Source organism: Blastococcus sp. SYSU DS0541 (genome assembly GCF_054050875.1).
The window spans coordinates 118605-140831 of record NZ_JBJHAD010000005.1 but is presented as its reverse complement, the minus strand read 5'-3'; the positions used below and the strand labels follow the sequence as shown (position 1 = coordinate 140831).

Here is a 22227-nt window from a genome sequence, read left to right as displayed (position 1 = left end):
CACAGTGTGACCTGCGTCATGCTGGTGGCCGGGGAAGGGGCGGTCAACCCTGACTGTCGAGCGCGAGCAGCCGCGCGGAGAGCCGCTTCCAGAGCGCCAGGTGCGGGTCGGTCGCGGCCGGCCGGTCCTCGAAGGCGTAGACCAGCGCCACCCCGCGCATGCTCGTGAAGAGCAGTTCGCAGAGGTCGGCGTACACCGGGGCGCCGGCGATCTCCGGGCCCCAGATCCCGTCGGCCACCGCGGCGATCGAGGCGCGCAGCCGGCGCTCCTCGCCGCGCAGCGCCGCCCGGAGGTCGGGGTCGGTGCGCGCCGCCGTCCAGAGCTCCATCGCCGCCCAGAACGGGGGCTCCTGGAACGTCGCCCACATCAGGTCGATGGCGCGGTCGACCCGCTCCCGCCCGGTCGGCTCGTCCTCCATCAGCGCGGCGGCCCGGCGCCGCACCTCGTCCAGCTGGGTCGTGGACAGGTGCGCGGCGGCGGCGACCAGCAGCTCGGCCCGGGAGGGGAAGTGGTGCAGCAGCCGGCCCCGGGACACCCCGGCCCGGGCCTGGACGGCGAGCGTCGAGGCCCCGGCGAAGCCCTCCTCGACCAGGCAGGCGACGGCGGCGTCGAGGATGAGCAGGCGGCTGCCGGCGGTCCGCTCCGAGCGGGAACGCGGCCCCGGGGCGGGGGCGCTTCCGACGGGCTCGGCGCTCATCCGCGGAACAGTAGGCCGCGCGGGGCGCCCGCAACAGTCACCGTTGACCGCTCCGGGTGACGCCTGTCACGCTGCGGCCGACCCGCCCACCCGACGAGAGGCGTGCCCGTGGACTTCGACGACAGCCCCGACGAGGCCGAGTACCGGGCGCGGGTGCGCGCCCTGCTCGAGGAGCACGCCGGCGAGCTGCTGCACCTCGAGCCGGGTCAGGAGGGCATCGACGCCCGCACCCACGAGGCCGAGATGCGCCGCACCCAGCGGGTGCTCGCCGAGGCCGGGCTGGTCGGCGTCACCTGGCCCCGCGAGTACGGGGGCCAGGGCGGCACGCTGGTGCAGCAGGCGATCGTCGGCCAAGAGCTCGCCCGCTCCCGGGTGCCCACGCTGATCAACCACATCGGCATCGGCATGTGCGGGCCGACGGTCATCGCCCACGGCAGCCCGGAGCAGCGCGAGCGCTACCTCGCCCGGCTGCTGCGCGCCGACGACGTGTGGTGCCAGCTGTTCAGCGAGCCGGCGTCGGGCTCGGACCTCGCGGCGCTGCGCACCACCGCCGTCCGCGACGGCGACGGCTGGGTGGTCAACGGGCAGAAGGTGTGGACGACGCTCGCGCACGTCTCCGACTTCGGGATCCTGCTGACCCGCACCGACCCGGAGAAGCCCAAGCACGCCGGCCTGACGATGTTCGTCGTCGACATGCACGCCCCCGGCGTGACGGTGCGCCCGCTGCGCCAGATGGGCGGGCAGGCCGACTTCAACGAGGTCTTCTTCGACGACGTCCGCATCCCCGACGAGGAGCGGCTCGGCGAGCCGGGCGAGGGCTGGCGGGTCGCGCTGACGACGCTCATGAACGAGCGGGTGGCGATCGGCGGGGCCGGGGGCGCGATCGGCGCGCCGGTCGAGGAGTTCGCGCGGCACGCGCGCGAGCGGCTGCCGCACCTGCCGCCGGAGCGCCAGGTGCTGGCCCGTCAGGCGGTCGGGCGCGCGGTGGTCGCCGCGCTCGCCGCCCGCTACACCGGCTACCGGCGGCTCACCGTGCTCAGCCAGGGCGGCATCCCCGGGCCGGAGGCCAGCGCCGGCAAGCTCGCCGGCACCGAGGCCGGCCTGCTCATGGCCGACGCCGGGGTGCGGCTGCTGGGCGACGACGCCGTCTACGCCGCCACCACCGACGGCGACGACCGCTGGCAGCGGACCCAGTCCTGGCTGCCGGGCATCAGCATCGCCGGCGGCACCGACCAGGTGCTGCGCAACATCCTCGGCGAGCGCGTGCTGGGCCTGCCGCCGGAGCCCCGCAGCGACAAGACCGCTCCTTTTTCGGGAGGGACGCGATGAACTTCGACCTCGACGCCGACCAGCGCGACATCGCCGACGGCGCCCGCGAGTTCTACCGCGGCAACGCCTCGCCGGCCGCGGCGCGGGGGGGCCTGGAGGGGGGTCGGCTCGAGCCCGGGCGCAAGGCGCTGGCCGACATCGGCTTCCTGGGCATCACCGTCCCCGAGTCCGCCGGCGGTTCGGGCCGCCCGCTGCTGGACCTCGCCGTGGTGGCCGAGCAGGGCGGTGCCGTGCTCGCGGCGCCCTCGCTCGTCACCGCCGCGCGCGCCGCCGTCCTGCTCGCCGACGCCCCGGACCTGGCCGCGCAGCTCGCCGACGGCTCGACGGCGTTCGCCGTGCTCGACGGAGGCGTCGACGGCTCCGCCCCCTCGGTGGACGCCGCCGACGCCACCCTCTTCCTGGGTCTGGACGGCGGTGACCTGGTCGTGGGTGAGGGCGAGGTCCTGGCCGGCCGGCCGATGGACGCCACCCGCGGGCTGGCCTCGGTGCGGCTGACCTCCCGCCGGGTGCTGGCCCAGGACGCCGGGGAGCTGTGGGCCCGCGCCCGGCAGGTGGGTGCCGTCGTCATGGCCGCCGAGGACCTCGGCGGCGCCGAGCGGTGCGTGCAGCTGGGCGTGGCCTACGCCCAGGAGCGCGAGGCGTTCGGCCGCCGGATCGGCTCCTACCAGGCGATCAAGCACATGCTGGTCGACGCGTGGGTGGGCGTGGAGCAGCTGCGGTCGCTGGTCTGGTGGGCGGCGTGGGCGGCCGACTGCGACCCGGCCGAGCTGCCGCTGGCGGCGTCGGCGGCGAAGGCCTGCGCGGCGGCGACCTTCGAGCGGGCGGCCACCACGCTCATCCAGGTGCACGGCGGGATCGGCTTCACCTGGGAGCACGACGCCCACCTGTACTGGCGGCGGGCGAAGGTGGACCGGCTGTTGCTCGGCGACGAGGCCGAGCACCTCGACGCCGTCGCCCGCCTGGCCGTCACCGGAGCGCTGGGAGCAGGCCGGTGACCGACCAGCTGACCGAGCTGCGGTACGAGGTGGCCGACGGCGTCGCCACGGTGACGCTGCACCGACCCGACCGGCTCAACGCCTTCACCCTCACCATGGCCGATGAGCTCGCCCGGGTGGCGGCGGCCGCCGACGCCGACGCCGACGTCCGCGTGGTCGTCGTGACCGGTGCCGGCCGCGCGTTCTGCGCCGGGGCCGACCTCGCGGGCGGGCCCGACACCTTCGGCGACCGGCGCACCCGCGTACGCCCGCCCGGCCCGCTCAGCGAGGACATCGGCGGCTACCCGCGGGACGCCGGAGGGGTCGCCTCGCTGCCGTTCGCCGCGCTGCGCAAGCCGGTCATCGCCGCGGTCAACGGCCCGGCGGTGGGCATCGGGGCGACCCTCACCCTGCCCATGGACATCCGGATCGCCGGGGCGTCGGCCCGCTTCGGCTTCGTGTTCGGCCGGGTCGGCATCGTGCCGGAGGCGGCGTCCTCGTGGTTCCTGCCCCGGGTGGTCGGTATCAGCCAGGCGATGGAGTGGGTGGCGACCGGGCGGGTGTTCGACGCGGCCGAGGCGCTGCGCGGCCGGCTGGTGTCCCGCGTGGTGCCCGACGACGAGCTGCTGCCCACCGCCCACGCGCTGGCGCGGGAGATCGTCGCGAACACCAGCGGTCTCGCCGTGGGCGCCGCCCGCCAGCTGCTGTGGTCGATGCTCGGCGCCGCCTCGCCGTGGGACGCGCACCGGGCCGAGTCGCGGGCGCTGGTCGAGCTGGGGGAGGGGCCGGACCCGGCCGAGGGGGTGGCCGCCTTCCTGGAGAAGCGTCCGCCGCGCTTCGCCGGCCGGCTGCCCGACGGCGCCGTCGCCGGGGTGCCGCGCTGGCCGCTGCCCCCGGACGACGTCACGCCGGCCTAGCCCCCGCCGGGAACGTCACCGCACCGGTGCCGGTCGCTGGGCCCGCGCCCGGCGTGCCGCACCCGCGATTCCTCGGCCGGCGGGCGTGGTCAGCGGCCGAGCCCCGCCTCGCGCGCGCGGATCATCGCCTCGGCCCGGTCGGTGACCTGCAGCTTGGCGAAGATCGCGGAGACGTAGTTCGCGACCGTCTTGGGGCTCAGCGACAGGGCGCGGGCGATGGACGGGTTGGGGTGCCCCTGGGCCAGCAGTTGCAGGATCTCCCGCTCGCGGTCGGTCAGCGACGGGAACACCTTGGGAGCCGGCCGGGGCTGGGCGAAGTACGCCAGCACCCGGCCGGCCACGGGCGGGCTGAAGATCGCCTCGCCGCGTGCCACCGCCCGGATCGCCCCGGTCAGCTCCTCCTCGTCGGCGTCCTTGAGCACGTAGCCGCGGGCGCCGGCCCGCAGCGCCATGAACACCGAGTCCTCGTCCTCGAACAGGGTGAGCACCAGCACCCGCACGTCGGGGACAACGGCCGTGATCGCCCGGGTGGCCTCGATCCCGCTCATGCCCGGCAGCTGCAGGTCCATGAGGACGACGTCGGGCCGCAGCTGCGCGGCCTGCGCCACCGCCTCCTCGCCGGAGACGGCCACCCCGACCACCTCGAGGCCGGCCGCGGTGTCCAGGAGCGCCAGCACGCCCTTCCGGAACAACGGGTGGTCCTCGACCACCAGCAGGCGTGCGACCACGTCAGTCCCCTCCGCTCAGCGGGAGCCGTGCGAGCACGCGGGTGCCACCGCCCGGCGCCGGTAGCACCTGGCACCGGCCCCCGGTCTCGGCCGCCCGTTCCCGCATCGACGACGTCCCCACACCGGGGACCGGCTCGGCCGGCAGACCGGCCCCGTCGTCGAGCACCTCGATGGTCAGCTCGGCCTCGTCGGCGGCCAGCCGGAGCGTGCAGGTGCGGGCCGCCGCGTGCCGGACGACGTTGGCCAGCGCCTCCTGCGCGATCCGGTAGGCCGCCACCTCGACCGCCGCGGGGAGCGGGGGCAGCTCGCCGTCGACCTCGACGCCCGCCCGGAGGCCGTCGCCGTCGGTGCTGCACCGTTCGGTGAGGCGCTCCAGCGCGCCGACCAGCCCCAGCTCGTCGAGGGCCGGTGGGCGCAGGTCGTGCACCAGCCGGCGGACGTCGGCGATCGCGGTGCGCAGCTCGCCGCGCAGCTCCCCGGCCAGGGCCTCCGCGCGCGCCGGGTCGCGGGGGATGAGGGCGCGGAGCACGCCGGTCTGCACGGTGAGCCCGGCCAGCTGGGCACCGAGGCCGTCGTGCAGGTCCCGGCGCAACCGGCGGCGCTCCTCCTCCCGCGCGGTGACCAGCCGTTCCCGCGAGCGCCGCAGGTCGGCGGTGAGCCGCACCGCGGAGACCGCCACCCCGGCCTGGCGGGCGAGGTCGGACAGCAGCCGCCGGTCGGCGGAGGAGAACGCGGTCTCCCCGGGGCGCAGGCCCAGCCGCAGCTCGCCCACCTGCTCGCTGCGGTAGAGCAGCGGCAGGGAGCGGGTGCCCGACACCGGTGAGCCGGACTCGACGGCCGGCTCGTCGTCCCCCAGGACGATCGCGGCGTAGGGCAGGCGGAGGGACTCCCGGACGGTCGTGACGATCGCCGGCAGGACGTCGTCGGGAGCCAGGGTGCCCTCCAGCCGCGCGCCGAGGCGGGACAGCGCGGCGTAGGGCTCGGACCGCCGGCCGTACATCAGCCGGTTCACCGCCCGTTGCAACCGGTCGTGCGCCGGGGCGAAGAGGACCGCGACCAGACCGGTCGCCACCAGCGAGACGAGCAGGTCGTCGTCCCGGTGGAGGAGGGCCCCGAGGTAGCCGACGACGAGCACGTACCCGCCGACGACGAGCGCGGTGAGGCTGCCGAAGACCAGGGTCCGGTTGAGGACCACGTCGATGCCGTCGAGCCGGTACTTCAGGACGGCGACCGCGATCGCCACCGGCAGGGCGAGCATCAGCCAGGCGAACACCGCGCCGCTGACCAGCGGGAGGACGCCGTCCAGCGGCGCGAGGACCGCCGGCGCCACGGCGAAGACGAACCACTTCATCTGCAGCCGCTCGTCCCCGCGCGAGCGCCGGAACCGCACGACCACGGCGACGACGGCCCCGACGATGCCGGCGGCCAGGACGATGCCGAGGACGGCGAAGACGGGCAGCTGCTCCACCGGCGCCAGGCCCGGGAGCCCGATCGGGTTGTCGATCCGGTAGTCGACGTCCTGCCCGCTGAGCGAGTCGGTGAGCATCCCGAGGACGCACGTCGCGCCCAGGGCCGCGCCGGGCAGCACGGCGACCGGCCACCAGCGAGGGGAGGGCAGCCGCCCGTCGGGGAACAGCAGCGGCAGGTAGAGGAAGAGCAGCCCGAGGACCACGTACCAGTACCAGCTCTGCATCCAGGCACCGGCGACGGCGAGGGCGTCGGGCCGGCCGCTGGTGGTCATCACCCAGGCGGCGTAGGCGTCACCGGCCGGGACGACGCCGACGAGCAGGGCGGCCCAGGCCATGAGCCAGCCGACCGCGTTGTGCGGGCGGCGCAGGACCAGCAGCGCGCCCAGGGCAGCGAAGAGGCCGAAACCGCCGAGGACCGGGACCGCCTCGGCCGGATCGAGGCCCGGGCCGCCCAACCGGGTGTCGAGCACGGCGTACGCGGTGGCACCGGCCACGTACACCGGGACGACCGCCCAGGCGAACAGCCGGGGCAGCACGGCGGCGCCCCTCCGTCGGCCGCCGGCAGTCCGACCGGGCGGGACGGGGACGGGGGCGGTCACCTGGATCGTCACCTGGTCGCTCCCTTCGGCCTGCGCACGATGCGCGCCGGGACGGCCCGGCGTCAACGGAGGGCCGCGCCGTGCGCGCGGCCCTCCGCGAGGGCGCCGGTCAGAACGCCGGTGCCGGGTCGTGCCGGGTCGCCGGAGCGACCTGCAGCGACCGGCCGAGCAGCACCCAGGCGAGGCCGGCGGGCACGCTGATCGCCGCCCAGAACCACGCGTCGTTGTCGGCGCTCACCAGACCGCCGAGGGCGCCGATCGCGATGCCGAGCGGGAGGGCGGCGGCGAGCAGCGCGCCACCGGTGCGGGGCAGCGATCCGGCGCACCGCCGGATCACGACGACGCCGAGGAGCAGGCCGCCGACGGTGGAGACGAGGAACCCGAGGAGGAAGATGACGTGCCCGAGCGCCACCTCACCGCCGCCCGCGGTGATCGACGCGACCTCGATCCCGTTGCCGACGGCCATGGCGGCCAGCCCGACCCCGGTCAGCGCCGTTGCCACCGCGCCGACCCGTCCCGCGTCGCCGCCGAGCGCCCGGCGGAGCGCGGCCAGCCCGGCGAGGATCAGCACCGGTGGCAGGACGAGGAAGACCCAGGCGGCCGTCGCGGCCGCGAGGGAGACGGAGTCGGCGTCGTCGGCAAGGACGGTGGCCCAGGCGACCGGCAGCAGCGCCCAGAGGGCGCCGCCGACGAGGCCGGCGGTGGCGCGCCGGTGAGCGGTGGTCTCGGGGGCGGTGGTCGTGGTGGTCATCGCGGAACTCCTCCGTGGTCGGGACTCGCTGGTGTCGATCACGGTCCGGTTCGGGAACTCCCGGGCGACAGGGGACGGACTCCCGGATCGACCGGGAAGTCCGTCCCTGCTCGCCGTGCTCAGGCGTGCGTGCGCGCGCCCTCGGACACGGTCGCGGGGTGACCGGACAGCAGCCGGAGGCCGAGTGCGGCCCAGGCGGCGTCGAAGGTGAACAGGCCGATCTCGTGCAGCGGTGCCTGGGCGGACATCGCGACGGCGGCCGCGATCCCGGCGACGAGCACGGTCACCCACCAGGCGCCGACGACGGGGGAGCGGCGCAGCCCGAGGGCGAGCGGGACGGCGCCGGCGATCAGCAGCAGGAAACCGAGGAAGAAGGCCCAGAACGAGGCCTCCAGCGGGGTGCCGGTGGCCAGCCCCGTGCCGAGGTGGACGACGGCGAACACGGTGAGCAGCCCGGCGCCGGTCAGGCTGATGGAGCGACCGATCCGGCCGGCGCGGGAGAGCGCGGCCCCGGTCCGGCCGCGGCCGAGGCCGTGGACGGCCACCGCCAGGGCCACCGTGCCGAGGGCGAACCCCCCGAGGAAGAGGACGTAGCCCGGCACGTCGGACACCGAGCCGTCCGGCCGCTGCACGTTCCAGATCAGTTCCGTGGCGACGGAGACGAACATCAGGACGCCGGCGATCAGCGCGGCTGCCCCGGTACGGCGGTCGACGGCGGTGGGGTCGGTCATCGGATCTCCTCGGTGGGCGGACCCACGGGCGGGTCCGGGCAGGGACGAGCCTGGGCGGCGGCGGCCCGGCAGTCGTCGGGCCCGCGGGCGACTCGCGCCGTCCCCCGCAAGGCGGAGACGACCGGCCGGATCCGTCGTCCGGAGGACCCGGGAACGGCCTCCGGCTGGCTACCGTTCGCCGCATGGACTGGGCCCGGTCAGCGCGGGCGGCGGACGCCCTCGTGGTGGCGGTGCTCGTCGTGTGGGGCCAGGCGTCGGTGTGGTCGACCGACGTCCCCTCCGCCGTCGCCGCCGACCGGCCCGTGCACGCGCTGCTGGCCTTCGCGGCGACGGCGCCGCTGTTCGTCCGCCGCTACCGGCCTCTGCTCGCGCTGCTGCTCGTGCTCGGCGCGGGGTGGCTGCACGACCAGCTCGGTGGCACGTCCGGTCTGCTGTGGTTCGGCCTCTGCCTGGCTCTCTACGCCCTCGGCGCCCACGCCGACAGGTGGTCGGTCGTCGTGGGCTCGGGAGTCGTCGCGGCGGGCATCCTCACCTACGACGTGCCGCGGTTGCGGGCCGGTGACCCGCTCGACGAGGTGCTGCCCGCGTGGTTCATCCTCGCCGGACTCGTGGGCCTCGGGCGCTGGATGCGGTACCGCCACCGCGAGACCCGACAGCTCCAGGCACGCGCCTCCCTGACCGACCGGGAGGTGGCCGAGCAGGCGGCCCGCGCGGTCTCCGACGAGCGCGCCCGCATCGCCCGGGAACTGCACGACCTCGTCGCCCACAGCATGGGGGTGATCGTCATCCAGTCGCAGGCGGCCCAGCGGGCGATGGAGGGCCGTCCCGACCTGGCCCGCAGCGCGCTCGCCTCGATCGAGACCGCGGGTCGCCAGGGCATGGCCGAGATGCGCCGGCTGCTGGGCCTGCTCACGGGTGGGGACGACGGTGCGGTCGCCCCCCAACCGGGCCTCCGGGACCTCGGCGGACTCGTCGCCCGCGTCCGCGACGCCGGCGCACCGGTGCGGTTGGTCGTGGAGGGTGACCTCGCGTCGCTGCCGGCGGGAGTGGACCTGGCCGCCTACCGGATCGTGCAGGAGGCCCTGACCAACGTGCTCAAGCACGCCGGGCCGGCCACCGTCCAGGTCACCGTCCGCGCGGTCGGCGGGGTGGTGGACGTCGAGGTCCGTGACGACGGCCGGGGGAACCCCGGGGAACAGGGGACGGGCACCGGCCACGGCCTGGTGGGCATCCGCGAGCGCGTCGCTCTCTACGGGGGCACGGTGGACGCGGGCCGGCTGCCGGACGGCGGCTACCGGGTACGGGCGCGGCTCGCGGTCGACGGGACGCCGGTGTGACCATCCGCGTGCTGATCGTCGACGACGAGGAGCTCGTCCGCACCGGCCTGCGGCTGATCCTCGAGGCCGAGCCCGACCTGACCGTCGTCGGCACCGCCGCGGACGGCGCCTCGGGGGTGACCGCGGTGCGGCGGTTCCGGCCGGACGTCGTCCTCATGGACATCCGGATGCCGGGCACTGACGGGCTGGCCGCCACCCGCCGGCTCCTGGGGGACCTCGACGGCGTCCCGTGCAAGGTGGTCGTCCTGACGACCTTCGACGTCGACGAGCACGTCTACGAGGCGCTCTGGGCAGGGGCCAGCGGCTTCCTGCTCAAGGACGTCCCGGCCGATCAGCTCGTGCACGCGATCCGGGTCGCGGCGGCGGGGGAGGCGCTGCTCGCACCGTCGGTGACCCGGCGGCTGATCTCCGCGTTCACCCGCCGCGCGCCGGTCCCGACCGGGTCGCCCCCGGCCGGGCTGGCCGACCTGACGCCCCGGGAGGTCGAGGTGCTGGAGCTGCTCGCGGAGGGGCTGTCCAACGCCGAGATCGGCCGCCGGCTGTTCGTCGGCGAGGCCACCGTGAAGACCCACGTCGCGCGCATCCTCACCAAGCTGGGCGTGCGCGACCGCGTCCAGGCGGTGATCGTCGCGTTCCGCTCGGGGCTGGTGCCCGTCGACCGGGATCCGTCCGTGTGATCCGGTGTCAGGGGATCCGCGACGGGTCGAGGTGCTGCAGCAGGGTCTCGCCGAGATCGCGCATGGCGACCACCTGGGCGGGGGAGAGCTGGTCGAACAGCTCCCGGCGCACCCCCTCGACGTGCACCGGCGCCGCGCCCTCCAGCGCGGCGAAGCCCTCCTCGGTGAGGACGGCGAGCTGGCCGCGCCCGTCCTCGGCGCACACCTGCCGGCGCACCCAGCCGCGCTCCTCCAGGCGGGAGACGGCGTGCGAGAGTCGGCTGCGGGAGGAGAGGCACCGGTCGGCCAGCTCGCTCATCCGCATCATGCGCTCGGGGGTCTCGGAGAGGGCGACGAGGATCTCGTAGTACGCGTGCGAGATCCCGGTGCGGTGGTTCAGCTCGCGGTCGAGCCGGTCGAGCAGCAGCTGGGCGCTGTAGAGCCAGGCGCGCCAGGCCTTCTGCTCCTCCGGGTCGAGCCACCGCGGCTCACCCGTGGGGAGGGACTCCGGCGACACCGACGTGGTCATGCCCTCAGAATACTGGCGGAATAGTCAAGCGCTCAACTACGCTGTCGGCGGAGACCCACCCCGCAGGACCAAGGGAGACACCATGACCACCAGCAGCAGCACCACCGTCCAGATCCCCGGCTACATCGCCGGCACCTGGGACATCGACGCCAGCCACTCCACCGTGGGCTTCTCGGTCCGCCACATGATGGTGAGCAAGGTCCGCGGCTACTTCCGCGAGTTCTCGGGCGAGATCGTGACCGCCGAGGACCCGACGCAGTCCCGCGTCACCGCCCAGGTGAACATGGACTCGATCGACACCCGCCAGGAGCAGCGCGACGCGCACATCCGCTCCGCCGACTTCTTCGACGTGGGCAACCACACCGAGATGACCTTCCGCTCCACCGCGGTGAAGACCGACGGCGCCGACTGGACCGTCGAGGGCGACCTGACGATCAAGGGCATCACCAAGCCCGTCGTCCTGGAGCTCGAGCTCAACGGCTTCGGCCCGGACGCCTACGGCGGCACCCGCGCCGGCTTCAGCGCCAAGACCGAGATCTCCCGCAAGGAGTACGGCGTGGACATCGACATGCCGATGGACGGCGGCGGCGTCGTCGTCGGCGACAAGATCAACGTCGAGCTCGAGATCGAGGCCGTGCTCCGCACCGCCTGAGAGAGGACCCTCTGCCCCCCGCGCCTCGCAGGCTCGCCGAGGGACCCTGCAGAGGGGCCGTTACAGCACGTCGCCGGGGCCCCGGACGGTTCGCCGTCCGGGGCCTCCTGCACGTCCCGGACGGCTACGGCGTCGCGGGGTCGAGCACCTGGAACAGGACGTGGTCCTGCCACCGGCCGGCGATGCTGAGGTAGCGCGGCGCGAGCCCGTAGCGGGTGAACCCGTTGCGCTCGAGCACCTTCTGCGAGGCGGCGTTGTGCAGCAGCGTGCCGGCCTCCACGCGGTGCAGGCCCAGGTCGCCGAACGCCCGCCGCAGCATCTCGCCGACCGCGCGGGTGGCCAGCCCCCGGCCGTTGGCGGCCGAGGCGACCCAGTAGCCCAGGCTGCAGGACTGGAAGGCGCCGCGGACGACGTTGTTCAGCGTGACCCGCCCGACGACGGCACCGTCGTCGTCCAGGACGACGCAGGGGAGTGACAGCCCGGCCGCGTGCCGCTCCAGGGCGGCCCGCACGTCGGCCCGCTGGCCCGCCTCGGTGTACCACCGCTCGTCGCGGGCGGGCTCCCACGGCGCCTGGAACTCCCGGTCCTCGACGACGAGCCGGGTCAGCGCGGGGGCGTCGTCGAACGTCAGGAGGCGGGTCCGTGCGGGCACGCCCGCGACCCTGCCAGGTGGCGGCGCGGTCGACTCGTCGACAGGGACACTGGGGAACATGTCGACCTCCGCTCTCGCCCGCGTCCCCGCCTCGCTCCTGGTCGCCGTCGGGCTGGCCGCCGGCTTCGGGATCGCGCAGGGCACCGGCATCCGCGCGCTCGGCGGGGCGGTCTTCGCCGTCTGCGGCGTCGGGGCCGCCTGGATCGCCGCCCGCCGGCGCGGTCCCGCCGTCACCGCGGGGCTGGCCGCCCTCTACGTCGGTGCCTTCGTGCTCGCCCACGTGCTGGCCCTGGGCGCCGGGTTCCCGGCCTGGTTCGCCGTGAGTCTGGTCACTGTTGCCGCCGCAGGCCTCACCTTCGGGGTGGTCGACCGCTCGCGGGAGACGGCGCCCGCCCGCTGAGCACCTAGAGTGGAGGGAAGGTCGCGGCTCCGGTTGCTGTTGACCTGATGCCCGCGCGCGTCCGCGCGGCGCCCCCGACCTGCCTGAGGTGCCCTTCCGCATGCCCACCCGCAACGACCTGCGCAACGTGGCGATCGTCGCCCACGTCGACCACGGCAAGACGACCCTGGTCGACGCCCTCCTCCGTCAGGCCGGCGCGCTCGGCCGCGCCAAGGGCGAGGGGACGGACAACGACTCCACGCAGGACCGCGTGATGGACTCGATGGACCTCGAGCGCGAGCGCGGCATCACCATCCTGGCCAAGAACACGGCGATCCGCCTGGCGGACGAGGACGGCAACCCCGTCGTCGTCAACATCGTCGACACCCCCGGCCACGCCGACTTCGGTGGCGAGGTCGAGCGCGGCCTCTCCATGGTCGACGGCGTCGTGCTGCTCGTCGACGCCTCCGAGGGCCCGCTCCCGCAGACCCGCTTCGTGCTGCGCAAGGCGCTCGGCAAGGGGATGCCGGTCATCCTCGCGGTCAACAAGACCGACCGCGGCGACGCCCGCATCGAGGAGGTCGTCGACGAGAGCTACGAGCTGTTCATGGAGCTGCTCGAGGACACCGGCCTGGACGTCGACGCGCTCGAGTTCCCGATCGTCTACTGCAACGGCCGCACCGGGCAGGCGTCGCTCAACCGCCCGGAGAACGGCACCGTCCCCGACAGCCCGGACCTCGGCCCGCTGGTGAAGACGCTGCTGGACACCATCCCGGCGCCGGAGTACGACGCCGAGGAGCCGCTGCGCGCGCAGGTCACCAACCTCGACGCCTCGCCGTTCCTGGGCCGGCTGGCCCTGCTGCGCATCCACTCCGGTGAGATGAAGCGCGGCCAGCAGGTCGCCTGGTGCAAGACCGACGGCACCATCAAGAACGTCAAGATCACCGAGCTGCTGGTCACCGAGGGCCTCACCCGGACCCCGGCCGAGAGCGCCGGCCCCGGCGACCTGGTCGCCATCGCCGGCATCGAGGACATCATGATCGGCGACACCCTCGCCGACCCGAACGACCCGCGCCCGCTGCCGCCGCTGACCGTCGACGAGCCGTCGATCTCGATCACCATCGGGATCAACACCTCGCCGCTGTCGGGCAAGTCGGGCAAGAAGCTCACTGCCCGGCTCATCAAGAACCGGCTGGACCAGGAGCTGGTCGGCAACGTGTCGGTGCGGATGCTGCCCACCGACCGCCCCGACACCTGGGAGATGCAGGGCCGCGGCGAGCTGGCGCTGGCCATCCTCGTCGAGCAGCTGCGCCGCGAGGAGTTCGAGCTCACCGTCGGCCGGCCGACCGTCGTCACCAAGGAGATCGACGGCAAGCTCCACGAGCCGGTCGAGCGGGTCACGATCGACGTCCCCGGCGAGTACGTCGGCACCCTGACCCAGGCGCTCGCGGTCCGCCGCGCACGGCTGGAGAACCTGGTGCACCACGACACCGGCTGGGCGCGGATGGAGTACATCGTCCCCTCGCGCGGCCTCATCGGGTTCCGCACCGAGTTCCTCACCGAGACCCGCGGCACCGGCGTCCTGAACCACAACCTCGAGGGCTACGAGCCGTGGATGGGTGACATGCGCGCCCGGCCGACCGGCTCGCTGGTCGCCGACCGCCAGGGCGTGGCGACGACCTACTCGATGTTCTCGCTGCAGGAGCGCGGCTCGCTCATGGTCGAGCCGGGCACCGAGGTCTACGAGGGCATGATCGTCGGTGAGAACTCCCGTCCGGACGACATGGACGTGAACATCACCAAGGAGAAGAAGCTCACCAACATGCGCAAGTCCACCTCCGAGGAGCTGGAGCGGCTCATCCCGCCGAAGATCCTCAACCTGGAGCAGGCGCTGGAGTTCTGCGCCGAGGACGAGTGCGTGGAGGTCACCCCGGCCGGCGTCCGCATCCGCAAGGTCGTGCTGGACCAGACCGAGCGCGGCAAGGCCAAGAACCGCAAGCCCAAGCCCAGCTGAGCCGCCCTCCCGCCCGGCGGGAGTGATCGGGCACGCTCTGCCCCCGGCTGCTCCGGCACCCGGGGGCAGAGCGCTGTCCAGGCCCGCGAGGCGCGGTGGCGTGGTCGTCAGGTCACGAATCGTGATGACCGGCCGGGGGAGCGCGGCGCGCCCGTCGTGTGGTCCCCGGGACGGGTGTGTCGGCACGCCTACGTTCTCCTCGGGGCCATGTGCCGTGGCCCGGGGACGAGTGGACGAGAGGCGGCCGACGCTCATGGCGACGATCACCCGTACGGTTCCGGCGAGCGATGGCTTCCGGGGTGGGATCGACGTCCGGGTGAGCCTGCGCGCGGACGCGGGGTCGGGTGGTTCGTCCTTCGACGGGGCGTGGTTCCCGCGCAGCCGTGACCTCGCCGTGGAGCTCCCCGAGCTGATCGCGGCGCTGGAGCGGCGTGGGGTGCGGGTGGAGCGCTTCACCTATCCCCTGGACGCGTGGGAGCCGGCGCCCCGCAAGCTGGAGGTGCTGGGCCGGACGGTGCGCGCCGGTGGCTTCCGCAGCATGGACCCGCAGGTGGTCTGCCTCACCTGGGCCGGCGGCAACCGCCGCGCCGACCTGCTCGTCGTCCCCCCGGAGACCGACGTCCTCACCGGCGCCCGGGCGCTGCGGCTGTGCACCCGGCGCGGCCTGCCCTCCTCACCGCAGATGGTGCTCGCCGCGGCCCGCTCGACGCCGCTCCCGCAGGTGCCGACCATGCAGGGGTCCCGCGCGGTGTAGCGCCGCTCCGCCCTGGGCGGGGTCCGCGGTCGCGCCTGTCCTCCTCGCGATGATCAGCTGACCTGATCATCGAGCGTCCTCCCTCACGGTGCGCGGTGAGGGAGGACACCCCACGATCAGGTCCCCTGATCCCAGCCCACGGGCGGGGGTGTTCAGTCGCGCGGGGCGCTGGGCCGGCCGGCGCCCACGGGCTCCTCGGCGGTCACGTCAGCGATGACGTCGTTGCGCTCGGCGACCTCGGCGACGGCGTCGGCCGACTCGACCGCGGTGTCCCGCCGGTACTGCCGGTAGGAGTGGACGACGGCCAGCACCCAGACCGCGGCGAGGACGATGTAGACCACGGCGCTGACGGTGGCCCCGGCGTCGATCCAGTCGCTGCGCAGCAGGGTGCGGGCGTTGGTGAGGACGATCATCCCGCCGACCAGGGAGCCCAGCAGCCGGGGCGGGATGTGCCGCACCAGCCACGCGGCGATGGGGGCCGCGACCAGGCCGCCGGCGAGCAGCCCGGCGACCCACATCGGGTCGATGCCCTGGGAGCCCAGCGCGAGCAGGAAGCCGGCGCTGGCGGCGAGCGCCACGAGGAACTCGGAGGTGTCGATCGAGCCGATGACCTTGCGCGGCTCCATCCGGCCGCTGGCCAGCAACGCGGGAGTGCCCACCGGGCCCCAGCCGCCGCCACCGGTCGCGTCGACGAAGCCGGCGACCAGGCCCAGCGGGCCCAGGAAGCGCTTGCGGATCGGCTTGCCCACGTTGCGCCGGTCGATGCCGCGCAGCGTGAACCGCACCAGGATGTACGCGCCCAGCGAGACCAGGATCAGCGACATCACCGGGGCGGCGATCTCGGTCGACAGGCCGGACAGGAAGTGCGCTCCGGCGAACGCGCCGACGGCGCCGGGCAGGCCCACCCGCGCGACGACCTTCCAGTCGACGTTGCCGAACTTCCAGTGCGAGAGCCCCGAGGCGAGCGTGGTGCCGATCTCGGCCAGGTGGATGGTCGCCGACGCCGCCGCCGGGTTGGTGCCGATGGCGAGCAGCAGCGTCGTCGAGGTGACGCCGTAGGCCATGCCCAGGCTGCCGTCGACGAGCTGGGCGCCCAGGCCGGCGAGGGCGAGCAGGATCAGGGTCTTCACGGGGCTCTGACTCCGGGTCTCACGGGCGCGGGCGCGCAGGGGCGACCGCGTGGAGGGGGACGATACGGGTCCCGCAGGGGTGGCGGGAAGGAATCAGCAGCCCGGACAGGCGGCGGTGCAGACGCGCAGCAGGTCGACGTGCCGGCGGCTCACCAGGAGCAGCATCGTCGTCCGCGTCACGGCGCAATGTCTACCAGATCGATGCACTTAGGCGCATGGCCGGTCCCGGTGGATGGGACGGGGGCGTGGAAGGAGCCGCCGGACGTGCTCGGCCGGGCCGGATCGGGAACCGGCGGCGCGGCCGTCGGGCAGCACGGTCTCCGCGAGGTGCCCGCCGCGGTCAGCTGCGGGCGGTCTCGCTCCGACCGGGGTCCGCGCTCACCCGGGCGAGGGAGTCCACGAGGTCGGCGCGCGCCCGCGCCACCCGCGAGCGGATGGTGCCGACGGGACATCCGGCGACCTCGGCGGCCTCGGCGTAGGGGAGGCCGAGCAGCTGGGTGAGCACGAAGGCCTCGCGCCGATCGGGGTCCAGGCGGGCCAGCAGGTCGGCGACCGCGGCGCTCTCGCCGACGGCGTCCGCGGCGCCCGACGGGGCCAGCTGCTCCAGGTCCGCGGGCTCCCGGACCAGGGTCAGCCGGCGCCGGCGGCGGAAGCGCAGCGCGTCGGCGCAGACCCGGCGCGCGATCGCCAGCAGCCAGGTGCGCACCGAGGACCGGCCCTCGAAGCGGTGCAGCGCGCCGAACGCCCGCAGGTAGGTCTCCTGCGTCAGGTCGTCGGCCGAGGCGCGGTCGCCGAGCGCGGCGCAGAGCCGCCAGACGTCGGACTGGGTCTCCCGCACGAGGGTGGCCGCAGCCAGCGGATCACCGTCGGCGGCGTCCGCGGCCACGCGTGCCAGGTCGTCCATGTCCTTCTCAGGGTGTCACGGGAAAGTCCGCGGGAGGCGGGAACCCGACGCCGCCCGGAGGAGACTAATGAACCATGTCCTGCTCCTCCTGCCGCGAGGCGCTCTCCGCGCGCCTCGACGGCGAGCCCTCCGGCGTGCCCGCCGCCGAGCTCGACGCGCACCTGGCCGCGTGCGCCGGCTGCGCCGGCTGGGCGGCCGCCGCCGAGCGCGTGACCCGGCGCGCGCGGCTGGCCCCGGCGCCCGAGGTGCCCGACCTCACCGCGGCGGTCCTCCGGGCCCTGCCCCGCGAGCTGCCCGGCGCCCGGACGGCCGCGCGCACCCGGCTGGCCGGCACGGCGCTGCGCCTGGCACTGCTGGCCGTGGGCGTGGCGCAGGCCGCCCTGGCGTGGCCGCTGCTCGCCTCCGGCGCGGGCGCGATGAGCGCCCCGGTGCACATGGCCCGCGAGAGCGGCGCCTGGAACCTGGCGCTGGCCGCGGCCTTCCTCGCCGTCGCGGCCGGCCCGCGGCTGGCCTCGGGCGCGCTGCCCTTCCTGGGGTCCTTCGTCGCCCTGCTGGTGCCGGTGACGCTCGCCGACCTGCAGGCCGGGCACGTGCACGCCGACCGCGCCGCGGCCCACCTCCTGCTCCTCGCCGGCACTCTCCTGGTCGCGGCGGTCGCGTGGCGCGGCCGCCGCCGCCGTCCCGCCGCCGTGGTCGCCGACCGACGGGTGACCGCGTGAGGCGCACCCTCCTCCTGCTCGCGCTGCTGGTCGCCGCGTGGCTCGGCGCCGGCATCGGCACGGCGGGCCCCGCCGCCGCGCACGCGACGCTGGTCTCCACGACGCCGGGAGAGGGCGCCTCGATCGAGGAGGCGCCCGGCGAGGTGACCCTCCGGTTCAGCGAGGGCGTGTCGCTGGGCGCCGGGTACGCGCGGGTGCTGGGCGCCGGCCAGGAGCGGGTCGACGCCGGGAACGCCTCGGTCGACGGCGACGTCGTCACCATCCCCCTGCGTGGCGGGCTGCCCGACGGCGGGTACCTCGTCACCTACCGCGTCATCTCGGCCGATTCGCACCCGGTCTCGGGTGCCTTCTCCTTCGCCGTCGGCGACGGCGAGCTCCTGGCCACCGGCCCCGCCGACGCCGGTGCCGCCACCGACCCGGTCGTCGGGGCGCTGCTGCCCGTGACCCGCTGGGCCGGGTACGCCGGGCTGGCCCTGGCCATCGGTGTGCCGGTGCTGGTCGCCGTCTGCTGGCCCGCCGGGCGCGCGGCCGAGCGGCTGCGGCGGATGGCCCTCGGTGGCGCGGCGGCCGTCGCCGTCTCCGCCCTCGCCGGGTTCCTCCTGCAGGGCCCCTACGCCGCGGGCACCGGGCTGGGCGGGATCACCGACCCGGCGCTGCATGGCGCGACGGCGCAGTCGGGGGCGGGCTGGGCCGCGCTGGCGCGCGCCGCCCTGGCCGTCGCCCTGCTGCTGGCGCTGCGCCGGGCGTGGCGGGCGACCGGGCCCGGGCGCGGGACGACGGTCGCGGTGGTGGTGCTCGGCGGCGGGCTGGTGCTGGCCACCGCGGCGGTCGGCCACCCGGTCGCCGGGCCGTGGCCGGTCCTGGCCGTGCTCGTCGCGGCGGTGCACGCGGCGGCGATGGCGGTGTGGCTGGGCGGGCTCGCCGGTCTGCTCGTCGCCGCGGTCCGGCCGGGAGCCGGGCCCGGCGGGGCGGCGGCCGCGCTGCCGGCGTTCTCCCGGCTGGCGTTCGGCGCCGTCGTGGCGCTCGTCGTGTCGGGCGTCGTGCAGTCGGTGCGCGAGGTCGCCTCGCCGATCGCGCTCGTGGAGACGACGTACGGCCGGCTGCTCGCGGCGAAGCTGCTGCTCGTCGTGGTCATCCTGGCCGCGGCCGGGATCTCCCGCGTGTGGGTGCAGCAGCGGCTGGGCGTCCGCCGGCCCCCGCGCCGCCGCACGGCGACCGTGCACGCCTTCGCGTCGGGCGTAGCGCCGGAGCGGACCGAGCCCGCTCCGGAGGAGGTCGAGGCCGCCGCGGAGCGCGACCGGCTGCAGGCCGAGGCCGCGGCCGAGCACCTGCCGGCGCTGCGCCGCTCGCTGCTCGTGGAGGCGGTGCTCGCGGCCGTCGTCCTCGCGCTGTCGGCGGTGCTCGTCGCGACCCCGCCGGCCCGGACGGCGCTGGCCCAGCCGGTGGAGGTCGTGCTGCCCCTGCAGGGCGGCTCCGGGGCCGCGTCGGGCAGCCTGCAGGTGCAGGTCGACCCCGCGCGGCCGGGCGAGAACTCCCTGCACCTCTACCTCTTCGACGACGCCGGGCGGCTCACCCAGCCGGCGGAGATCCGGGTCACCCTGACCGAGCGCAGCCAGCAGATCGGCCCGCTCGACGTCGACCTGCAGCCCGGCGGCCCCGGCCACTTCATCGGCGACGGGATGACGATCCCGGGCGCGGGCACGTGGACGCTGACCGCCACCGTCCGGCTCGACGAGTTCACCGCGCTCACCGCGGCCACCGACTTCCCCGTGCGCTGACCGCCCTCGGCGGTCCGGCCACCCCCCGAGAAGGAGATCCATGTCCTCGACCCGTCTGCTCGGGCGGACGGCGGCCGTGCTGCTCGCCGTCCTCACCGCGGTCGCGGCCGCGGTGGTCCTCGCCGCCCCGGCCGCCGCGCACGTCACGGTCTCCTCGAGCGACGCCGCCCCCGGCGGGTTCGGCAAGCTGACCTTCCGGGTGCCCAACGAGAGCGACACCGCCGGCACCGTCGCGCTGCGGATCCAGATCCCCGAGGAGGCCGCGATGGGGTCGCTGCGGGCCCAGCCGGTGCCGGGCTGGACCATCACCACGGAGACCGCCGAGCTGGCCGAGCCCGTCGAGGTGCACGGCCGGGAGATCAGCTCGTACGTCGCGGTCGTGGAGTACCGCGCGACCGACGGCGTCGGCATCGCCCCCGGCCAGTTCCAGGAGTTCGCGCTCTCCGGCGGGCCGTTCCCGGAGTCGGAGCAGGTCAGCTACCCGGCGGTGCAGCGTTACAGCGACGGTAGCGAATCGGCCTGGATCGAGCCCACGCTCGCCGGCCAGGCGGAGCCCGAGCGCCCCGCCCCGGTGCTGTCGCTGGCCGCCGGCGTCCCGGACAGCGGGCAGGACAGTGCGGACGGCGAGGTCGCGGTGGCCGCCGACGAGCACGCCGGGCACACCGCCGACCCCGGCGCCCTCGCGCTCTTCTTCTCCATCCTCGCGCTGATGACCGCTCTCGCCGGTGTAGTCCTCGGCGTCCGCGCCTCCCGACGTACCGTGTCCTCGTGACTCCCGCCGTCCGACGTCCCCGCCGGGCCGCACCGGCGCTCCTGCTCACCGCGGGCCTGCTGCTGACCGGCTGCGGTAGCTCGGCGGATGACGCCGCCGAGGACCACGACCACTCGGACTCCGGCCTCGCCGCGGCCGTGGTGGAGGGCCCCGAGGACCGGTTCGCCGGGCTCGACCTGCCCGAGCCCTACCGCCGCCCGTCGTTCACGCTGACCGACACCACCGGTGCGCAGTACGACTTCCGGGCCAACACCGCGGGTCGCCCGACGATGCTGTTCTTCGGCTACACCAACTGCCCCGACATCTGCCCCACCACGATGGCCGACGTCGCGGTGGCGCTGCGGGGTGTCGACCCGGCGCTGGCCGAGCAGGTGCAGGTCGTCTTCGTGACCACCGACCCGGCGACCGACACCCCGGAGGTGCTCGGGGAGTACCTCGACCGCTTCGACGCCGACCTGCCCACCTCGTTCGTCGGCCTCACCGGCGACCAGAAGGCGGTGGAGCAGGCGCAGCTCGCCGCCGGGGTGCCGCAGGCCGAGGACGACGGCCGGCTGCACTCCACGCTGCTGCTCCTGTACGGCGGTGACGACGAGGCGCACGTGGCGTTCGACGCCGGGAACACCCACCAGGACATCGCCGAGGACCTCCAGGTGGTGGCGGGCGCGTGAGCCGTGGCCCCGGCCGCCTGCTGGCGGTCCTGGCGGCCGTGGTGGCGCTCCTGGCCCTGGCCGGGCCGGCGTCGGCGCACGTCGGCGGCGGGGCGGCCGGGAGCGACTTCGACGCCCGCGTGGTGGCGGTGACCCCGCAGCTGCCGGGGGTGAGCGTGCGGTCGCTGCAGTTCGGTGACGAGCTCGAGCTGGTGAACACCACCGACGTCGAGGTGCTGGTCCCGGGCTACTCCGACGAGCCCTACCTGCGGATCGGCCCCGACGGCGTCTGGCGGAACGCCAACAGCCCGGCCACCTGGATCAACCTCGACCGCTACGGGCGGACGGCGCTGCCCGCCTCCGCCGACGCGGACGCCGCGCCCGACTGGGAGCAGGTGAGCACCGAGCCCGCCTACGTCTGGCACGACCACCGCACCCACTGGATGAGCGAGGGCGTGCTGCCGCCGCAGGTCGCCGCCGACCCCACCCGCGAGCACCTCGTCTCGGAGTGGGTCGTGCCGCTGAGCCACGGGGGGACGGAGGCCCAGGTCGCCGGCGTGCTGACCTGGACCCCGCCGCCGTCGCCGTGGCCGGTGTGGCCGCCGGTGGCCGTGCTCGTGCTGGCCGCGGCGGCGGCGGGGCTGCTCGCCCGCACGCCGCTGCCCCTGAGCGTCCTCCTCGGCGTGGGGGCGCTCGCGGCGCTCTGGCACGCGGTGGCCACGCCCGAGCCGCCGGTCACCGTGGGCTCCCACACCGGCGCCGTCGTCTCCGCGCTCCTGTCGGCGGGGGCCGCGCTGCTGTGCGCCGTCCTCGGGCTGCGGGCCGCCCGCCGGGGGCAGGGCGCCATGACCGGGCTGCTGGCGGTCGTCACCGGGTGGCTCCTGCTGGTGCAGGGCCTGCCCGACGTCGACGTGCTGTGGTCGGCGAACGTGGTGTCGGCCGGCCCGGAGCCCTTGGCGCGGCTGGCCGTGGGCGTCTTGGCGTCCCTGGGCGTGGGCCTGGTCGCCGGCGGCATCGCGGCGGTGCGCCGGTTCCGGGACACCTCGCCGGCGCCCGCGGGAACCGCCGTCGACCGGCCGGTGCCGGCGGCCTGACGGCGGTTCCCGCGC

23 protein-coding genes are annotated in these 22227 nt (G+C 75.5%); 14 read left to right on the top strand and 9 right to left on the bottom strand.

Features of this window, described 5'->3' with window-relative positions:
• Positions 1 to 43: 43 nt before the first annotated feature.
• Positions 44 to 697 (bottom strand): TetR/AcrR family transcriptional regulator, encoded by a 654-nt coding sequence (locus ACI794_RS07920; RefSeq protein WP_456601436.1) that lies wholly within the window; start codon positions 695 to 697, stop codon positions 44 to 46.
• A gap of 108 nt (positions 698 to 805) precedes the next feature.
• Here ACI794_RS07920 and ACI794_RS07915 point away from each other — a divergent pair, with 108 nt between their 5' ends.
• Genes ACI794_RS07915 through ACI794_RS07905 form a run of 3 tightly spaced genes read left to right on the top strand, consistent with a single transcriptional unit; the run spans position 806 to position 3917 of the window.
• A complete protein-coding gene (locus ACI794_RS07915; RefSeq protein WP_456616070.1) occupies positions 806 to 2026 on the top strand; it encodes an acyl-CoA dehydrogenase family protein in 1221 nt (406 codons plus the stop codon).
• Positions 2023 to 3021 (top strand): acyl-CoA dehydrogenase family protein, encoded by a 999-nt coding sequence (locus tag ACI794_RS07910; protein WP_456616069.1) that lies wholly within the window; start codon positions 2023 to 2025, stop codon positions 3019 to 3021. Before ACI794_RS07915 ends, ACI794_RS07910 begins: the two co-directional genes overlap by 4 nt.
• Positions 3018 to 3917 (top strand): enoyl-CoA hydratase-related protein, encoded by a 900-nt coding sequence (locus ACI794_RS07905; protein ID WP_456601433.1) that lies wholly within the window; start codon positions 3018 to 3020, stop codon positions 3915 to 3917. The genes ACI794_RS07910 and ACI794_RS07905 overlap by 4 nt, the downstream gene beginning before the upstream one ends.
• Positions 3918 to 4006: 89 nt before the next feature.
• On the opposite strand, the gene ACI794_RS07900 is transcribed toward ACI794_RS07905, so the two are convergent.
• The 4 genes from ACI794_RS07900 to ACI794_RS07885 form a co-directional block, all read right to left on the bottom strand.
• Positions 4007 to 4645, bottom strand: a complete 639-nt coding sequence (locus ACI794_RS07900; RefSeq protein ID WP_456601432.1) for a response regulator — start codon at positions 4643 to 4645, stop codon at positions 4007 to 4009.
• A gap of 1 nt (position 4646) precedes the next feature.
• Positions 4647 to 6650, bottom strand: a complete 2004-nt coding sequence (locus tag ACI794_RS07895) for a sensor histidine kinase (RefSeq protein WP_456616068.1) — start codon at positions 6648 to 6650, stop codon at positions 4647 to 4649.
• Positions 6651 to 6822: 172 nt separating this feature from the next.
• Positions 6823 to 7464 carry a hypothetical protein gene (locus ACI794_RS07890; protein WP_456616067.1) on the bottom strand — a complete coding sequence of 214 codons (642 nt, stop codon included), beginning with the start codon at positions 7462 to 7464 and terminating at the stop codon, positions 6823 to 6825.
• A 119-nt stretch (positions 7465 to 7583) separates the two neighbouring features.
• Entirely contained in the window at positions 7584 to 8195 is a 612-nt protein-coding gene (locus ACI794_RS07885) for a hypothetical protein (protein ID WP_456616066.1), read from the bottom strand.
• A gap of 182 nt (positions 8196 to 8377) precedes the next feature.
• Here ACI794_RS07885 and ACI794_RS07880 point away from each other — a divergent pair, with 182 nt between their 5' ends.
• Both ACI794_RS07880 and ACI794_RS07875 read left to right on the top strand, forming a co-directional pair.
• A complete protein-coding gene (locus ACI794_RS07880) occupies positions 8378 to 9532 on the top strand; it encodes a sensor histidine kinase (RefSeq protein ID WP_456616065.1) in 1155 nt (384 codons plus the stop codon).
• Positions 9529 to 10209, top strand: coding sequence for a response regulator (locus ACI794_RS07875; protein ID WP_456616064.1), 681 nt, complete (start codon positions 9529 to 9531; stop codon positions 10207 to 10209). Before ACI794_RS07880 ends, ACI794_RS07875 begins: the two co-directional genes overlap by 4 nt.
• Positions 10210 to 10216: 7 nt before the next feature.
• Here ACI794_RS07875 and ACI794_RS07870 read toward each other — a convergent pair whose 3' ends face one another.
• Positions 10217 to 10717: a MarR family winged helix-turn-helix transcriptional regulator gene (locus tag ACI794_RS07870; protein WP_456601426.1), complete on the bottom strand. Its 501-nt coding sequence runs from the start codon at positions 10715 to 10717 to the stop codon at positions 10217 to 10219.
• Positions 10718 to 10799: 82 nt separating this feature from the next.
• Here ACI794_RS07870 and ACI794_RS07865 point away from each other — a divergent pair, with 82 nt between their 5' ends.
• A complete protein-coding gene (locus tag ACI794_RS07865; RefSeq protein ID WP_456601425.1) occupies positions 10800 to 11369 on the top strand; it encodes a YceI family protein in 570 nt (189 codons plus the stop codon).
• 124 nt (positions 11370 to 11493) lie between these two features.
• Here ACI794_RS07865 and ACI794_RS07860 read toward each other — a convergent pair whose 3' ends face one another.
• Positions 11494 to 12021: a GNAT family N-acetyltransferase gene (locus ACI794_RS07860; protein ID WP_456601424.1), complete on the bottom strand. Its 528-nt coding sequence runs from the start codon at positions 12019 to 12021 to the stop codon at positions 11494 to 11496.
• A 58-nt stretch (positions 12022 to 12079) separates the two neighbouring features.
• Between ACI794_RS07860 and ACI794_RS07855 the strand changes: the two genes are divergently transcribed.
• From ACI794_RS07855 to ACI794_RS07845, 3 genes are all read left to right on the top strand, one after another.
• Positions 12080 to 12421, top strand: coding sequence for a hypothetical protein (locus ACI794_RS07855; protein WP_456601423.1), 342 nt, complete (start codon positions 12080 to 12082; stop codon positions 12419 to 12421).
• A 100-nt stretch (positions 12422 to 12521) separates the two neighbouring features.
• On the top strand, positions 12522 to 14414 hold the full coding sequence (gene typA / locus ACI794_RS07850; RefSeq protein WP_456601422.1) for a translational GTPase TypA: 1893 nt from the start codon (positions 12522 to 12524) through the stop codon (positions 14412 to 14414).
• Between the two features lie 316 nt (positions 14415 to 14730).
• Positions 14731 to 15168, top strand: a complete 438-nt coding sequence (locus ACI794_RS07845; RefSeq protein WP_456601421.1) for a DUF5994 family protein — start codon at positions 14731 to 14733, stop codon at positions 15166 to 15168.
• Positions 15169 to 15320: 152 nt separating this feature from the next.
• Here the strand turns inward: ACI794_RS07845 and ACI794_RS07840 are convergent, their stop codons facing one another.
• On the bottom strand, positions 15321 to 16298 hold the full coding sequence (locus ACI794_RS07840) for a sulfite exporter TauE/SafE family protein (protein ID WP_456601420.1): 978 nt from the start codon (positions 16296 to 16298) through the stop codon (positions 15321 to 15323).
• Between the two features lie 340 nt (positions 16299 to 16638).
• Positions 16639 to 17202 (bottom strand): sigma-70 family RNA polymerase sigma factor, encoded by a 564-nt coding sequence (locus tag ACI794_RS07835; RefSeq protein ID WP_456616063.1) that lies wholly within the window; start codon positions 17200 to 17202, stop codon positions 16639 to 16641.
• A 74-nt stretch (positions 17203 to 17276) separates the two neighbouring features.
• Between ACI794_RS07835 and ACI794_RS07830 the strand changes: the two genes are divergently transcribed.
• The 5 genes from ACI794_RS07830 to ACI794_RS07810 are packed head-to-tail and all read left to right on the top strand — an operon-like array spanning position 17277 to position 22212.
• The gene (locus tag ACI794_RS07830; protein WP_456616062.1) at positions 17277 to 17921 is read left to right on the top strand and encodes a zf-HC2 domain-containing protein; all 645 of its coding nucleotides are present in this window, start codon (positions 17277 to 17279) and stop codon (positions 17919 to 17921) included.
• Positions 17918 to 19699, top strand: a complete 1782-nt coding sequence (locus tag ACI794_RS07825; RefSeq protein WP_456601419.1) for a copper resistance CopC family protein — start codon at positions 17918 to 17920, stop codon at positions 19697 to 19699. Before ACI794_RS07830 ends, ACI794_RS07825 begins: the two co-directional genes overlap by 4 nt.
• Positions 19700 to 19739: 40 nt before the next feature.
• Positions 19740 to 20471, top strand: coding sequence for a YcnI family protein (locus tag ACI794_RS07820; protein ID WP_456616061.1), 732 nt, complete (start codon positions 19740 to 19742; stop codon positions 20469 to 20471).
• Positions 20468 to 21139 carry an SCO family protein gene (locus tag ACI794_RS07815; RefSeq protein WP_456616060.1) on the top strand — a complete coding sequence of 224 codons (672 nt, stop codon included), beginning with the start codon at positions 20468 to 20470 and terminating at the stop codon, positions 21137 to 21139. Before ACI794_RS07820 ends, ACI794_RS07815 begins: the two co-directional genes overlap by 4 nt.
• Positions 21136 to 22212, top strand: coding sequence for a hypothetical protein (locus ACI794_RS07810; RefSeq protein ID WP_456616059.1), 1077 nt, complete (start codon positions 21136 to 21138; stop codon positions 22210 to 22212). Before ACI794_RS07815 ends, ACI794_RS07810 begins: the two co-directional genes overlap by 4 nt.
• Positions 22213 to 22227 lie beyond the last annotated feature (15 nt).